This is a genomic window from Leclercia barmai (assembly GCF_049312895.1).
GTDB classification, from domain to species: Bacteria; Pseudomonadota; Gammaproteobacteria; order Enterobacterales; family Enterobacteriaceae; genus Enterobacter; species Enterobacter barmai.
In genome coordinates this window covers 1,485,238-1,499,093 of the sequence record NZ_JBMNWZ010000001.1, presented here as the reverse complement: position 1 = coordinate 1,499,093, position 13,856 = coordinate 1,485,238, and the positions used below count along the sequence as shown (strand labels likewise).

The 13,856-nt window shown below is 60.9% G+C and carries 11 protein-coding genes; 4 read left to right on the top strand and 7 right to left on the bottom strand.

Features of this window, described 5'->3' with window-relative positions; all coding sequences use genetic code 11:
* Positions 1-68 precede the first annotated feature (68 nt).
* The 4 genes from ACOYA6_RS07125 (at position 69) to nhoA (ending at position 4,337) form a co-directional block, all read left to right on the top strand.
* Positions 69-761, top strand: a complete 693-nt coding sequence (locus ACOYA6_RS07125) for an ABC transporter ATP-binding protein (protein WP_422654362.1) — start codon at positions 69-71, stop codon at positions 759-761.
* Positions 758-1,726 carry an ABC transporter substrate-binding protein gene (locus ACOYA6_RS07120; protein WP_422654361.1) on the top strand — a complete coding sequence of 323 codons (969 nt, stop codon included), beginning with the start codon at positions 758-760 and terminating at the stop codon, positions 1,724-1,726. Before ACOYA6_RS07125 ends, ACOYA6_RS07120 begins: the two co-directional genes overlap by 4 nt.
* A gap of 38 nt (positions 1,727-1,764) precedes the next feature.
* The gene (locus ACOYA6_RS07115) at positions 1,765-3,420 is read left to right on the top strand and encodes an ABC transporter permease (RefSeq protein ID WP_422654360.1); all 1,656 of its coding nucleotides are present in this window, start codon (positions 1,765-1,767) and stop codon (positions 3,418-3,420) included.
* Between the two features lie 71 nt (positions 3,421-3,491).
* The gene (gene nhoA, locus ACOYA6_RS07110) at positions 3,492-4,337 is read left to right on the top strand and encodes an N-hydroxyarylamine O-acetyltransferase (protein WP_422654359.1); all 846 of its coding nucleotides are present in this window, start codon (positions 3,492-3,494) and stop codon (positions 4,335-4,337) included.
* 28 nt (positions 4,338-4,365) lie between these two features.
* On the opposite strand, the gene mazF is transcribed toward nhoA, so the two are convergent.
* The 7 genes from mazF to ACOYA6_RS07075 all read right to left on the bottom strand — a co-directional run bounded on the left by mazF (position 4,366) and on the right by ACOYA6_RS07075 (position 13,832).
* Positions 4,366-4,692: an endoribonuclease MazF gene (gene mazF, locus ACOYA6_RS07105; RefSeq protein WP_039028708.1), complete on the bottom strand. Its 327-nt coding sequence runs from the start codon at positions 4,690-4,692 to the stop codon at positions 4,366-4,368.
* The gene (locus tag ACOYA6_RS07100; RefSeq protein WP_039028709.1) at positions 4,692-4,940 is read right to left on the bottom strand and encodes an AbrB/MazE/SpoVT family DNA-binding domain-containing protein; all 249 of its coding nucleotides are present in this window, start codon (positions 4,938-4,940) and stop codon (positions 4,692-4,694) included. Before ACOYA6_RS07100 ends, mazF begins: the two co-directional genes overlap by 1 nt.
* A gap of 780 nt (positions 4,941-5,720) precedes the next feature.
* Entirely contained in the window at positions 5,721-6,401 is a 681-nt protein-coding gene (gene narI, locus ACOYA6_RS07095; RefSeq protein ID WP_039028710.1) for a respiratory nitrate reductase subunit gamma, read from the bottom strand.
* Positions 6,398-7,093 carry a nitrate reductase molybdenum cofactor assembly chaperone gene (narW, locus tag ACOYA6_RS07090; RefSeq protein WP_422654358.1) on the bottom strand — a complete coding sequence of 232 codons (696 nt, stop codon included), beginning with the start codon at positions 7,091-7,093 and terminating at the stop codon, positions 6,398-6,400. Before narW ends, narI begins: the two co-directional genes overlap by 4 nt.
* On the bottom strand, positions 7,093-8,637 hold the full coding sequence (gene narH, locus ACOYA6_RS07085) for a nitrate reductase subunit beta (protein WP_422654357.1): 1,545 nt from the start codon (positions 8,635-8,637) through the stop codon (positions 7,093-7,095). Before narH ends, narW begins: the two co-directional genes overlap by 1 nt.
* Positions 8,634-12,374: a nitrate reductase subunit alpha gene (locus tag ACOYA6_RS07080; protein ID WP_422654356.1), complete on the bottom strand. Its 3,741-nt coding sequence runs from the start codon at positions 12,372-12,374 to the stop codon at positions 8,634-8,636. Before ACOYA6_RS07080 ends, narH begins: the two co-directional genes overlap by 4 nt.
* Positions 12,375-12,440: 66 nt before the next feature.
* Complete coding sequence (locus ACOYA6_RS07075) at positions 12,441-13,832, bottom strand: NarK family nitrate/nitrite MFS transporter (protein WP_422654355.1); 1,392 nt, start codon at positions 13,830-13,832, stop codon at positions 12,441-12,443.
* Positions 13,833-13,856: the final 24 nt, after the last annotated feature.

Below are 13,856 nucleotides of genomic sequence, written 5' to 3'. Positions count from 1 at the left end.
ACACGTCATATATACGTCACATAAGCTGCCTAGAGTGGCGAGCATCAAATCCCAAAGAGGATAACAATATGCTCACTTCCATCTCGCTCAAAGGCGTGTCGTACGCTTTTGGCGCGAATACCGTATTGAATCAAATCGATCTGCATATCGAGCCGGGTAGAGTGGTTGCGCTGCTGGGGCCGTCGGGCTGCGGCAAAAGCACCCTGTTGCGTCTGCTGGCGGGGTTAACCCAGCCCGCAGAGGGGGAGATCCATTTTGGCGATCGTCTGGTGGCGAAAACCGGATGGGCACTGCCGCCGGAAGCCCGGGACATCGGCATGGTGTTCCAGGATTACGCCCTCTGGCCGCACATGACCGTGGCACAGAATGTGATGTTCCCGCTGAGAATGCGCAATGTCCCGCGTCAGGAGCGCGACAGCCGCGTGGCGCAGGCTCTGGCGCGCGTTGGCTTAAGCGATTTCACCGATCGCAAACCGGCCGGGCTTTCCGGCGGGCAGCAACAGCGCGTGGCGCTGGCCCGGGCCATTGTCGCCGAGCCGCGGGTGCTGCTGTTTGACGAGCCGCTCTCCAACCTCGACAGCGAACTGCGTGGAACCTTGTGTCACGAGATGGCCACGCTGCTGCGCCAGCTCGGCACCACCGCCGTCTATGTTACCCACGACCGCCGGGAGGCTGAAATCCTGGCCGATCGCATCGTGCATTTGTCTGCTGGCAGCGTCGCTGCCGATCGTTTGATTACCACCTCAGGGGAGTTCGCATGAAAGCTGCAATGTCCGTCAAAAAAGGAGTGCTGTTAGCCATGGCGTTATCGTCCGTTATGATGTCCAGCGCCCACGCGCTGACCGTCTACACCGCGGGGCCGGGGTCGCTTGCCAAAAATCTGGCCAGCGGTTTTGAGAAGAAAACCGGCGTGAAGGTGGATATTTTCCAGGCCACCACCGGTAAAGTGATGGCCCGCCTCGAGGCAGAGCAGGCCAACCCGCAGGCCGATATTCTGATCTCCGCTTCATGGGATACCGCAGAAGATCTGCACAACCGTGGCTGGCTGCTGCCGTACCAGAGCGCTAACGCGGCCAACGTGCCTGCGGAGCTGAAATCAGACGACTTTGTCGCCCAGGGCGTGTCGGCGTTAGGCATCGTCTGGAACACCAAAAGCGGCACCCCGGAGCCGAAAGAGTGGCGCGATCTGACCACCGACGCGTTTAAAGATAAAGTCACTACGCCGGACCCGGCTCTGTCTGGGGCGTCGCTGGATCTGCTGATCGGGCTGCAAAATGGTATGGGCGATAAGGCCTGGACCCTGTTTAATGAGCTGAAAAAGAACGGCATGGTGGTGAGCGGCCCGAATGCGCAGGCGGTGACGCCGGTGATGCAGGGGGCGAAAGCGGCGGTCTTTGGCGCGGTGGACTACGTCTCGTATGGCAACATCAGCCAGGGCGAATCCCTGAAGGTTATCTTCCCGGCCAGCGGCACGGTGATTGCCCCGCGTCCAATGATGATCCTCAAATCCAGCCAGCATGCGGATGACGCCAAAGCGTTCGTGGATTACGTTCTGTCGCCAGAAGGCCAGGCGATGGTAGCCGATGCCTGGCTAATGCCCGCCCGTGGCGACGTGCAGGCCAAACGTCCGCTGCTTAACGACCTGAAAATCCTGCCGACCAAAAGTGACGGTTCCAGCGAACGCAGCGACATCCTCAAGCGTTTCAACACGCTCTTCACCTTATAATCATGCGACGGGGGCAACCCCGTCTTCAGGACTGCTTTGTGAATCCTAAATATCTTTCGGTGACGACGCTGGGGCTACTGCTGATCCTGGTGGCGTTTCCGCTCACCTTTATTCTGCTGCAGGCGGTGTTCCCGCAGTTCAGCGCCGGGCAGTTCTCCAGGGCATTCAGCGGCATCGGCACGCTGCTGGCCGAGCCACAGCTGCCGGGTATGCTGGGCGGGACGCTGCAAATCGCCCTCGGTGTGGCGCTGGTCAGTGCCCTGATTGGTTTTCCCCTCGGGGTGGCGCGCGGGCTGTTTAATTTGCCCCTGCCGAAGCTCTGGGATCTACTGTTTCTGATCCCGTTTTTAACTCCGCCGTATATTGCCGCGCTGTCGTGGATGCTGGTGCTGCAAACCAACGGCTATCTGCAACAGCTGACCGGGCTCAACCTCAACGATCTGCTGTTCAGTAAGACCGGGATCGTGCTGGTGATGGCGCTCAATATCTTCCCGGTGGTCTATTTTGCCGTGTCGCGCAGCCTGCTGGCGAGCGGGCAGCGTCTGGCTCTGGTGGCCCGCGTTCACGGTGCCAGCCCCGGCCGGGCATTCTGGCATATCACCTTGCCGATGCTCTCGCCGTCGCTGGCGGCGGGGATGCTGCTGGCTTTCACCCTGGCGATTGAAGAGTTTGGCGTGCCCGCCGCGCTGGGTACGCGTGCAGGCGTGCTGATGCTGACCACCGATATCGAGAAAAAGCTCGCCGACTGGCCGATCGATCTCTCGGGAGCGTCGATGCTGTCCGTGGTTCTGGTGGCTATCGCGCTTAGCGCCTGGTGGCTGCAGAAAAAGCTGACCGGTCATCAGGATGTGACCAGCATTACCGGTAAACCGACGGAGAATATGGGGGCGAACGCCGGGGTGTTTACGCTGCCGGTGGTGGCGCTCATGGCGCTGGTGGGGGGTATTGCGGTGATCCTGCCGGGTGCGTCGATGGCGCTTTCCGGCGTACTCGGAACCCTGTCCGGCGGGATGACGCTGACCAATCTGACCGGCGCTCACTATTCGGCGCTGTTCAGCCAGCACGGAGATGCGCTCTCAGCGTTAGGCACCAGCCTGTCCCTGGCGCTGGGCGCGGCCTGTATCACCGGGGTGCTGGGGCTGCTGGCCGCCTGGCTGGTGGTGGTGCAGAAGATCAAAGGTCGGGGGTTGCTGGATGCGCTCTCCCTGATGCCCGCTGCTTTGCCGGGCGTGGTGGTCGGGGTGGGGCTGATCCTGCTGTGGAACCGCCCGTTCTGGCCGGTATCGCCTTATAACAGCTGGGCGATTTTGCTGCTCTCCTATTGTTGCCTGCTGCTTCCCTGGCCGGTGCGCTATGTCGGTAGCGCGCTGCGCCAATTGGGGGGCAATCTCGAGCCTGCCGCCCGGGTGCATGGCGCGTCGGCATTGCAGGCGCTGCGTTTTATCGTGTTGCCGCTGGTCTCTCCGGCGATGCTGGCGGCGATGCTGATGGTGTTCGCTATTGCCTCCCGCGAGCTGGTCACCTCGCTGCTGCTGGCTCCGGCGGGTACGCAAACCGTGTCGGTGTTTATCTGGCGGCAGTTCGAGCAGGGCTCCGTCGGGCAGGGAATGGCGATGGCCACCCTGACGCTGCTGACCGGGCAGGTGTTGATGCTGACGGCGCTGGGGATCATGCAGCGCTCAACGCGCGGGTAAAAAGCACTTTTGCGACAGTGGGCTGAGAAATATAGTTTATAAACAAGGAAGAAATGTTAAAGGAGCCCATCATGACCCCGTTTTTGACCACTTATTTCGCCCGTACCGGCTGGCAGCAGCCGGTTTCCGTGGATATCGCCACCCTGCGGGCGCTGCATCTGCATCACAACAGCGCCATCCCGTTTGAGAATATCGATGTGGTTTTGCCGCGCGAGATCCAGCTCGACGATCACTCTCTGGTCGATAAGCTGGTCACCGCCCGGCGCGGCGGGTACTGCTTTGAGCAGAACGGCCTGTTCGAGCGGGTGCTTCGCGAGGTGGGCTTCAACGTGCGAAGCCTGCTGGGCAGGGTGGTACTGGCGAACCCGCCGCACATGCCGCCGCGCACCCACCGTCTGCTGCTGGTGGAGCTCGACGGTGAATCCTGGATAGCCGACGTCGGCTTTGGCGGACAGACCCTGACCGCGCCGATTCGTCTGATCGCCGAAGAGGAGCAGGCGACGCCCCACGGGCTGTACCGGCTGATCAACGACGGCAGCGACTGGGTGTTGCAGTTCCGCCATCACGAGCACTGGCAGTCGATGTATCACTTCGATCTCACCGCGCAGTATCAGGCCGATTACGTGATGGGCAACTTCTGGTCCGCGCACTGGCCGCAGTCCCATTTCCGCCACCATCTGCTGATGTGCCGGCACCTGCCCGACGGTGGCAAGCTGACCCTCACCAACTTCCATTTTACCCACTGGCAGGACGGTCACGCGGTTGAGCAGGTTAACCTGCCGGATGCGGCAGCGTTATATCAGGTGATGCAGGAACGCTTTGAGCTGGGCGTGGACGATCCGAAGCACGGCTTTACCCTGGCCGAACTGACGGCGGTGATGGCCGGGTTTGAAACCCATCCGCAGGCAGGGAAATAGAGTGGGAAGGGGCGCAAGCCCCTTTCTGTTAGCCGATGAGAACCTTTGCGCGTGCTCTGACGGCATTTAACTCTTCGACGGTTGCGGTTCCCTTTTTCACTGCGTTGCGTGCCCGCCAGTCCAGATTTTTAATTTGGTCGGCGAGGGCGACGTTAGGGCGTGAGCCGCTAATGCTGACTTCGAAGGGATAATTTTTAATTTGTGACGTGATCGGACAGCAAAGCATCAGGCCGGTGCGTCCGTTGTAGGTTGCAGGTGATATGACCAGCGCAGGGCGATGTCCTGCCTGTTCATGTCCTGACTGCGGATCGAAATCCAGCCAGACAATATCACCCGCTTCCGGGATGTAGTCCATTACAGCAGCTCCTTACCTTGCGGTTCCCCAAATGAGATTTCATGATGCAGATTGTCGTCAGTGATTGCCGCAAGCAGCGATTCAAGTGTCGGTTCGTCCTTCCTGACCGGTGTCAAAATAATTCGTCCTTCTTCGTCTACGTTAACGTTTACTACATCATCAACGTTCAATTCAGCCTCACGCATGACCGCGACGGGTAGCCTGACAGAAGGGCTGTTTCCCCATTTTTTTACGGTGACTTGTGGCATATCAGCACTCCAGTTGTCGATACATAGTATCGACATCATAAGGCGCAGGGATTTTATGTGTCAACATTGTCCATACGTTTGTCGTACTGCAATGCCGGGCGGCGCTTGCGCTTGCCCGGCCTACGGTGTGGTGCAGTTAGGTAGGCCGGGTAAGGCGTAGCCGCCACCCGGCGGGAGCACGGACTCTGCGGCCAACAACGCCGGGCGGCGCGTGCGCTTGCCCGGCCTGCAGTGTGGTGCGGTTTGGTAGGCCGGGTAAGGCGTAGCCGCCACCCGGCGGGAGCACGGACTCTGCGGGCAACAACGCCGGGCGGCGCGTGCGCTTGCCCGGCCTACGGTGAGGCGCGGTTTGGTAGGCCGGGTAAGGCGAAGCCGCCACCCGGCGGGAGCACGGACTCTGCGGGCAATAACGCCGGGCGGCGCTTGCGCTTGCCCGGCCTACGGTGTGGTGCGGTTGGGTAGGCCGGGTAAGGCGCAGCCGCCACCCGGCGGGAGCACGGATTCTGCGGCCAACAACGCCGGGCGGCGCGTGCGCTTGCCCGGCCTACGTTGTGGTGCGGTTTGGTAGGCCGGGTAAGGCGAAGCCGCCACCCGGCGGGAGCTCGGACTCTGCAGGCAATAACGCCGGGCGGCGCGTGCGCTTGCCCGGCCTACGGCGTGGTGCGGTTTGGTAGGCCGGGTAAGGCGTAGCCGCCACCCGGCGGGGGTGCGGACTCTGCGGCTTGCGCTCCGCTTTTGTAGGCCCGGTAAGCGAAGCGCCACCGGGCAAAGATGCCGGACTCAACGCCGCGATCGCACCAGCTGATAACGCCGCGTAATGTACTCGAACGGCGCGCTCCAGACGTGCACCAGTCGGGTGAAGGGGAAGATCAGGAAGATTGTCATCCCCAACACCAGATGGACGCGGAAAATAAAGGCCACGCCGGTCAGCATTTCAGACGATCCCCCCTGGAAGGTAAAGATCCCCTGCGCCCAGCCGACCAGCTTCAGCATTTCGCTGCCGTCCGGGTATTGCGCCGAGAACGGAATGGTCGTCAGGCCGAGCACGCACTGGGTGAGCAGAATGCTCATGATGATGATATCCGGCGTGGTTGACGTCGCCCGTACCCGCTGGTTGAACAGGCGGCGGTAGAGCAGCATCGAGCCACCAATCAGCGTCAGCACCCCGCAAATCCCCCCGGCGATCATCGCCAGCTGCTGTTTAACCGCCATCGGCAGGAACCAGGCGTACATCCAGTGCGGGGTTAACATCCCGAACAGATGGCCGAAGAAAATCCCCAGAATGCCGATGTGGAACAGATTCGAGCCCCAGTTCATGCCGCGCTTGTCCAGCAGCTGGCTGGAGGAGGCGCGCCAGGTGTACTGGCCGTAGTCATACCGCAGCCAGCTGCCGAGGAAAAAGACCGCGGCGCAGATGTACGGGTAAATATCGAAGAAAAAGACGTTCAGATGCTGTGTCATTTTGGGCCTCCGGCGCTGACGTCCACGTACTGCGGCGCGACGTCCTGGCTAAAGCGTCGTTGATACTGCTGCATCGGCGAGCTGTCGCAGGCCGTGGCGTTATCTTCAATAAACTTTACCTGTTCCTCTTCCCAGACCGCGTCCAGCGCCTGGCGGGTGTCATCCCGTTTTTCGCCTGCCACCTGTTTGGTGACACTGTCACTGGATAGCTTACTGCCGGCAAATTTCAGCAGGGCGTCGAAGAGCTGATACTGCGCTACCTCCCGCTGTTTCAACCGCCCGCCGATCAGCGCCAGGATCGGCGCGACGTTCTGCAGACCCTCCCGGGCCTGGGCTTCCGGCAGAATGCTCAGATACTCCAGATAGAGCGGCAGATAGTCCGGCAGTTCGCGGCAGTCGAGTTGCAGCCCGGCCTGCTCGTACTGGTTCATCAGGTCAACCATCGCCTGGCCGCGATCCCGCGACTCGGCATGCACATGCTCGAACAGCAGCAGCGAGGTGGCACGCCCGCGCTCGAACACCTCGCACCAGGACGCCTGCCGGTCGAGCAGCGGGGCGCTGAGATAGTGCTGTGCAAAGGGCAGCAGCGCCGGGGCGTCCTGCGCCACCAGGGCCAGCGCCTCGTCGCGGCTCTCCCACAGCGCCTCGTCCGGGTACTCAATCAGCAGGGCAATAATTTTGAGGATCTGCATCACTCTCCCTCCCTGTGTTCACGCACCTCGGTGATGTTGATGGCGTCGATGCGGCTGCTGTTGAACAGGTTAAATTTGGTGTCGGAGCCGTGGCAGCCGTCGCCAAAGGTGAAGCCGCAGCCGTTGCGTTCCGGGAAGGCGTCGCGGGCCATCTCCCGGTGGCTGGTCGGGATCACGAAGCGGTCTTCGTAGTTGGCGATAGCCAGATAGCGGTACATCTCTTCCACCTGCTCAACGCTGAGGCCCACTTCTTCGATAGCGCGGGTATCGGTCACCCCTTCGACGGTCTGGGAACGTTTGTAGTGGCGCATCGCCATCATGCGCTTCAGGGCACGCAGTACCGGGCCGGTGTCGCCCGCGCTGAGCATATTCGCCAGGTAATGCACCGGAATGCGCAGGCTTTCCACCGCCGGAAGAATGCTGTCGGTCTGCGGCAGACCACCGGCATCGGCGTAGGACTGGATCGGCGACAGCGGCGGCACATACCAGACCATCGGCAGGGTGCGGTACTCCGGGTGCAGCGGCAGGGCCAGCTTCCAGTCCATCGCCATTTTGTAGACCGGGGAACGTTGCGCCGCATCGATGACGTTCTGTGGGATGCCCTGCTTAACCGCTTCCTCGATGATGGCCGGGTCGTGCGGATCCAGAAATACATCGCACTGACGCTCGTAGAGATCGGTTTCGTGCTCAGTGCTGGCCGCCTCTTCGATACGATCGGCGTCATACAGCAGCACGCCGAGGTAGCGGATGCGTCCGACGCAGGTTTCCGAGCAGACGGTCGGCTGGCCGGATTCGATACGCGGATAGCAGAAGATGCATTTTTCCGACTTACCGCTCTTCCAGTTGAAGTAGATTTTTTTGTACGGGCAACCGCTGATGCACAGACGCCAGCCCCGGCACTTGTCCTGGTCGATCAGCACAATGCCGTCCTCTTCACGCTTGTAGATAGCCCCGCTCGGGCAAGTCGCGGCGCAGCTCGGGTTCAGGCAGTGCTCGCAAAGGCGCGGGAGATACATCATGAAGGTGTTTTCGAACTGGCCGTACATCTCCTTCTGCATCCGGTCGAAGTTACGATCCCGGGCGCGTTTCTCGAACTCGCCGCCGAGCAGCTCCTCCCAGTTGGGTCCCCATTTGATTTTGTCCATGCGCTTGCCGTCGATCAGCGAGCGCGGGCGGGCAGTCGGCAGATGGCCGCCTTCCGGGGCGCGGTGCAGATCCTGATAGTCAAAGGTAAAGGGTTCGTAGTAGTCGTCAATCTGCGGCATCTGCGGGTTGGCGAAGATTTTCGACAGCACGCCCAGTTTGCCGCCCAGGCGCGGGGTCAGCTTGCCGGAGATGCCGCGGATCCAGCCGCCTTGCCACTGCTCCTGATCTTCCCAGTTTTTCGGATAGCCGATGCCCGGCTTGGTTTCGACGTTGTTAAACCAGGCGTACTCCATCCCTTCGCGCCCGGTCCAGACGTTTTTGCAGGTCACCGAGCAGGTGTGACAGCCGATGCACTTATCAAGGTTCAGAACCATGCCAACCTGTGAGCGGATTTTCATTTTTTCGCCTCCTGTACCTGATCCCGACCTTCGCCGTCCAGCCAGTTAATGTTTTTCATTTTGCGGATCATGATGAACTCGTCGCGGTTGGAGCCCACGGTGCCGTAGTAGTTGAAGCCGTACGCCAGCTGGGCGTAGCCGCCAATCATGTGCGTCGGTTTCGGGCAGACGCGGGTCACCGAGTTATGGATGCCGCCGCGCCGTCCGGTCACTTCGGACCCCGGAATGTTCAGGATGCGCTCCTGGGCGTGGTACATCATGGTCATCCCCGGCGGCACGCGCTGGCTGACCACCGCCCGGGCGGTGAGCGCGCCGTTGGCGTTGAAGCACTCGATCCAGTCGTTATCCTCAATGCCCAGCTCCCTGGCGTCGGTTTCACTGATCCAGACAATCGGCCCGCCGCGCGACAGGGTCTGCATCAGCAGGTTTTCGCTGTAGGTGGAGTGGATGCCCCATTTCTGGTGCGGGGTCAGGAAGTTCAGCGCTTTTTCCGGGAAGCCGTTCGGCGGGATCTCGCGCATATGGCTGACGCTGCGGGTATCAATCGGCGGACGATAGGCCACCAGGCTTTCGCCGAAGGCGCGCATCCAGAGGTGATCCTGATACAGCTGCTGACGCCCTGAGAGGGTGCGCCACGGGATCAGCTCATGAACGTTGGTGTACCCGGCGTTGTAGGAGACATGCTCGCTCTCAATGCCGGACCAGGTCGGGCTGGAGATAATTTTGCGCGGCTGGGCCTGAATATCGCGGAAGCGAATCTTCTCGTCTTCCTTGTTCAGCGCCAGATGGCTGTGCTCGCGCCCGGTGAACTCCGCCAGCGCTTCCCAGGCTTTCACCGCCACCTGGCCGTTGGTTTCCGGGGCGAGGGCGAGAATCACTTCCGAGGCGTCAATCGCCGTTTCGATGCGCGGGCGGCCTTTCGCCGGGCCATCGAGCTTGACGTAGTTGAGCTTGCCGAGGAAATCCACCTCGTCCTGAGTGTTCCAGGAGATGCCTTTCCCGCCGTTGCCGAGTTTGTCGAGCAGCGGGCCGAGGGCGGTAAAGCGCTCGTAAGTTTCCGGATAGTTGCGCTCCACCACGGCGATAGTCGGCGCGGTTTTGCCGGGGATCAGATCGCATTCGCCTTTGCGCCAGTCGGCGATATCGAACGGCTGGGAGAGCTCCGCCGGAGAGTCGTGCTGCAACGGCTGCAGCACCACGTCGGTTTCCGTTCCCAGATGGCCGACGCACACCTCCGAGAAGACTTTGGCGATGCCCTTGTAGATCTCCCAGTCGCTGCGCGACTCCCAGGCCGGGTCCACGGCGGCGGAGAGGGGATGAATAAACGGATGCATATCCGAAGTATTCATGTCGTCTTTCTCGTACCAGGTGGCGGTAGGCAGGACGATATCCGAGAACAGACAGGTGCTGGACATGCGGAAGTCGAGGGTGACCAGCAGATCCAGCTTGCCCTCGATGGCGGCAGTCTGCCACTCCACCTCTTCCGGCTTCACGTCATCGGTGTTGCCCAGCTCTTCACCCTGAATACCGTTTTCGGTACCGAGCAGGTATTTGAGCATGTACTCGTGGCCTTTGCCGGAGGAGCCAAGCAGGTTCGAGCGCCAGACGAACAGGTTGCGCGGGTGGTTGTGCCCGCTGTCCGGCTGCTCACAGGCCATGCGGATATCGCCGGATTTCAGCGCCCGGGCGGTGTACTCCTGGGGCGACAGTCCTGCGGCATCGGCCTGGGCCTTAATGTGCAGCGGGTTGAGGTTGAGCTGCGGCGCGGAGGGTAGCCAGCCCATGCGCTCGGCCCGCACGTTGAAGTCGATCAGGTGCCCGGTGAACTTCGAGGCGTCCGCCAGCGGGGAGAGCAGCTCCCTGGCGGTCAGTTTTTCATAGCGCCACTGGCTGGCGTGGTTGTAGAAGAACGAGGTGCTGTTCATCTGGCGCGGCGGACGGTTCCAGTCCAGGGCAAAGGCCAGCGGCAGCCAGCCGGTTTGCGGGCGCAGCTTCTCCTGGCCGACATAGTGCGACCAGCCGCCGCCGCTTTTGCCCACGCAGCCGCAGAAGACCAGCATGTTGATCATCCCCCGGTAGTTCATGTCCATGTGATACCAGTGGTTGACCCCGGCCCCGAGAATGATCATCGACCTCCCGTGGGTTTTATGGGCGGTATCGGCGAACTCCCGGGCAATCTGTTCGATATGGCGACGCGGCACGCCGGTGATCTGCTCCCCCCAGGCCGGGGTGTAGGCTTTGATCTCGGCGTAATCTTTTGCCGCGAGGTTATCCTCCAGCCCCCGGTCGAGGCCGTAATTCGCCAGCACCAGATCGTAAACGCTCGCGACGTGCAGCTGGCGGCCATCGGCAAGGGAGAGGGTTTTGACCGGCAGCTGGCGCACCAGCACCGGCTCCTGCTTCACGCTGCGGAAATGCGGGTTTTCGTTGCCGCCAAAATAGGGGAAAGCCACCCCGGCGACGGTGTCGTGGGTGCCGAGCAGGGTGAGCGCCAGCTCGGTCTCCAGGCCTGCCGCCAGCGATTCGAGGTTCCATTTGCCTTTTTCACCCCAGCGGAAGCCGATAGAGCCGTTTGGCACTACAAGATCCCCGGTGGTGGTGAAGGCGACGGTTTTCCACTCGGGGTTATTGGCTTCGCCCAGCCCCTCGGCGAGATCCGAGGCGCGCAGCATCCGGCCCGGCACCAGGCTGCCGTCGTCCCGGGGATCGAGCATCACCAGCATCGGCATGTCGGTATAGCGACGGCAGTAGTTGAGGAAGTAGTCGCTGGGGTTATCGAGGTGGAACTCTTTCAGGATCACATGCCCCATCGCCATGGCTAAGGCGCTGTCGGTACCCTGTTTCGGCGCCAGCCACTGGTCGCTGAGTTTCGCCACTTCCGAGAAATCCGGGGTGATGGCGATGGTTTTGGTGCCCTTGTAGCGCACCTCGGTGAAGAAGTGGGCGTCCGGGGTGCGGGTCTGCGGCACGTTGGAGCCCCAGGCGATGATATAGCTGGAGTTGTACCAGTCGGCGGATTCGGGCACGTCGGTCTGTTCGCCCCAGGTCATCGGCGAGGCGGGCGGCAGGTCGCAATACCAGTCGTAGAAGCTCAGACAGGTGCCGCCCAGCAGGGAGAGATAGCGGGTACCTGCTGCGTAGGAGACCATCGACATCGCCGGGATCGGCGAGAAGCCCGCCACCCGGTCCGGGCCGTAGTGTTTGATGGTCCAGACGTTAGCGGCGGCGATAAGCTGGTTCAGCTCTTTCCAGCTCGAGCGGACAAACCCGCCGTGGCCGCGGGCCTGTTTGTAGCTCTGGCTCTTTTGCGGATCGTTCTGGATGGCGTTCCACGCCAGGACCGGATCGCTGTGCTGAGCCAGCGCCTCACGCCAGAGCTCAATCAGCGACTTGCGCACCAGCGGATACTTCAGGCGGTTGGCGCTGTAGAGATACCAGGAGTAACTTGCCCCACGCGGGCAGCCGCGTGGCTCGTGGTTGGGCAGGTCGGGGCGGGTGCGGGGGTAGTCGGTCTGCTGGGTTTCCCAGGTGACCAGCCCGTTCTTGACGTAAATCTTCCAGCTGCAGGAGCCGGTACAGTTCACCCCGTGGGTGGATCGCACAATTTTGTCGAACTGCCATCGCTGGCGATAGCTGTCCTCCCAGCCGCGGTTGGTGTGCATCACCTGACCGTGTCCATCGGCGAAGGTGTCGCCTTTTTGTTTAAAATAACGAAAGCGATCCAACAGTTTACTCATGACGTTTCTCCTGACGGGGCGACGCACCACCCCGGGGTTACACTGCTCACAAAGTATTGAATATCGTTATGATTTGACGTGCTTCTGCCGACGGCCATACACCAGCCAGGTGACGAACACGCAGACGATGTAGAACACCAGGAAGACCTTCATCGCACCGACCGGCGAGCCGGTCATCGCCAGCGACGTGCCGAAGGCTTTGGGAATGAAGAACCCGCCGACGGCGCCAATGGCCGAAATGAAGCCCAGCGCGGCGGCGGTATCGGTAACCGCCTCTTTCTGCGCCTGTTCGTCGGTGCCGCCGTGGAGTTTCACTCTATAAACGGTGATTTGACGGAAGATGACAGCGATCATCTGGAAGGTGGATCCACTGCCGAGGCCAGCGGTGAGGAACAGCCCCATAAACACCAGATAGAAGGCGGTAAAGCTGCCGGAACCGGTGCCCGGCAGGGTGAGGAAAAGCAGGGCGCTGAACAGCGCCATAAAGATGAAGTTGACCAGGGTGACGCGCACCCCGCCGAGCTTGTCGGAGATCACCCCGCCCGCCGAACGGGCCAGCGCACCGATAAGCGGACCGAAGAAGGCCAGGTGCAGGATCTTAACGTCCGGGAACTGAGTTTTCGACAGCATGGCAAAGCCCGCCGAAAAACCGATAAACGAGCCGAAGGTGGCCAGATAGAGCAGGCTCAGCAGCCACAGGTGCAGACGCTTAAGCACCGGGAGCTGGCTGGCGATGGTGGCCTTCGAGCTGGCGATATCGTTCATGCCAAAAAAAGCGGCAAGGGTCGCCAGCAGCAGTAGCGGGGCCCAGATCCAGGCGGCGTTCGCCAGGAACAGGCTTGAGCCATCCTCCTGCGGCACGCCGTGAACCCCGAGAAAGGTAAACATCGGCAGGAAGATCACCACCGGGGCGACCATCTGCATCACGCTGACGCCCAGATTGCCCAGCCCGCCGTTAATGCCCAGGGCGCTGCCCTGTTTCGATTTGGGGAAGAAGAAGCTGATATTGCCCATGCTGGAGGCGAAGTTGGCCCCGGCAAAACCGCATAACAGGGCGATGATGATAAATACCGAATAGGGGGTAGATGTATTTTGTACCGCAATACCCAGCCACACGCAGGGAATAATCAGAATAACGGTGCTTAATACCGTCCAGTAGCGACCGCCAAATATAGGCACCATAAAGGAGTAGGGAACGCGTAATATTGCCCCGGAGAGTGACGGCAGGGCGGTTAACATAAATAGCTGATCGGTAGTGAAATTAAATCCGACTTTATTCAGATTCACCGCAACGGCGCTAAATAGCATCCAGACGCAGAATGCCAGCAGCAAACAGGCGACGGAGATAACCAAATTTCGTCGCGCAATCGCCTTACCTTTATTTTCCCAAAATGCAGCGTTTTCCGGTTTCCAGTTACTTAAAAGATAATGATTATTCTTCTCAGTTTGTTGCGACATATTACCCTCTTGCATTCCATAAAT

What these genes read in the sequence shown, in the direction of transcription:
- ACOYA6_RS07125 (WP_422654362.1), top strand. Translation starts at nt 69, where the DNA reads ATGCTCACTTCCATCTCGCTCAAAGGCGTGTCGTACGCTTTTGGCGCG.
- ACOYA6_RS07120 (WP_422654361.1), top strand. Translation starts at nt 758, where the DNA reads ATGAAAGCTGCAATGTCCGTCAAAAAAGGAGTGCTGTTAGCCATGGCG.
- nhoA (WP_422654359.1), top strand. Translation starts at nt 3,492, where the DNA reads ATGACCCCGTTTTTGACCACTTATTTCGCCCGTACCGGCTGGCAGCAG.
- mazF (WP_039028708.1), bottom strand. Translation starts at nt 4,692, where the DNA reads ATGGACTACATCCCGGAAGCGGGTGATATTGTCTGGCTGGATTTCGAT.
- ACOYA6_RS07100 (WP_039028709.1), bottom strand. Translation starts at nt 4,940, where the DNA reads ATGCCACAAGTCACCGTAAAAAAATGGGGAAACAGCCCTTCTGTCAGG.
- narI (WP_039028710.1), bottom strand. Translation starts at nt 6,401, where the DNA reads ATGACACAGCATCTGAACGTCTTTTTCTTCGATATTTACCCGTACATC.
- narW (WP_422654358.1), bottom strand. Translation starts at nt 7,093, where the DNA reads ATGCAGATCCTCAAAATTATTGCCCTGCTGATTGAGTACCCGGACGAG.
- narH (WP_422654357.1), bottom strand. Translation starts at nt 8,637, where the DNA reads ATGAAAATCCGCTCACAGGTTGGCATGGTTCTGAACCTTGATAAGTGC.
- ACOYA6_RS07080 (WP_422654356.1), bottom strand. Translation starts at nt 12,374, where the DNA reads ATGAGTAAACTGTTGGATCGCTTTCGTTATTTTAAACAAAAAGGCGAC.
- ACOYA6_RS07075 (WP_422654355.1), bottom strand. Translation starts at nt 13,832, where the DNA reads ATGTCGCAACAAACTGAGAAGAATAATCATTATCTTTTAAGTAACTGG.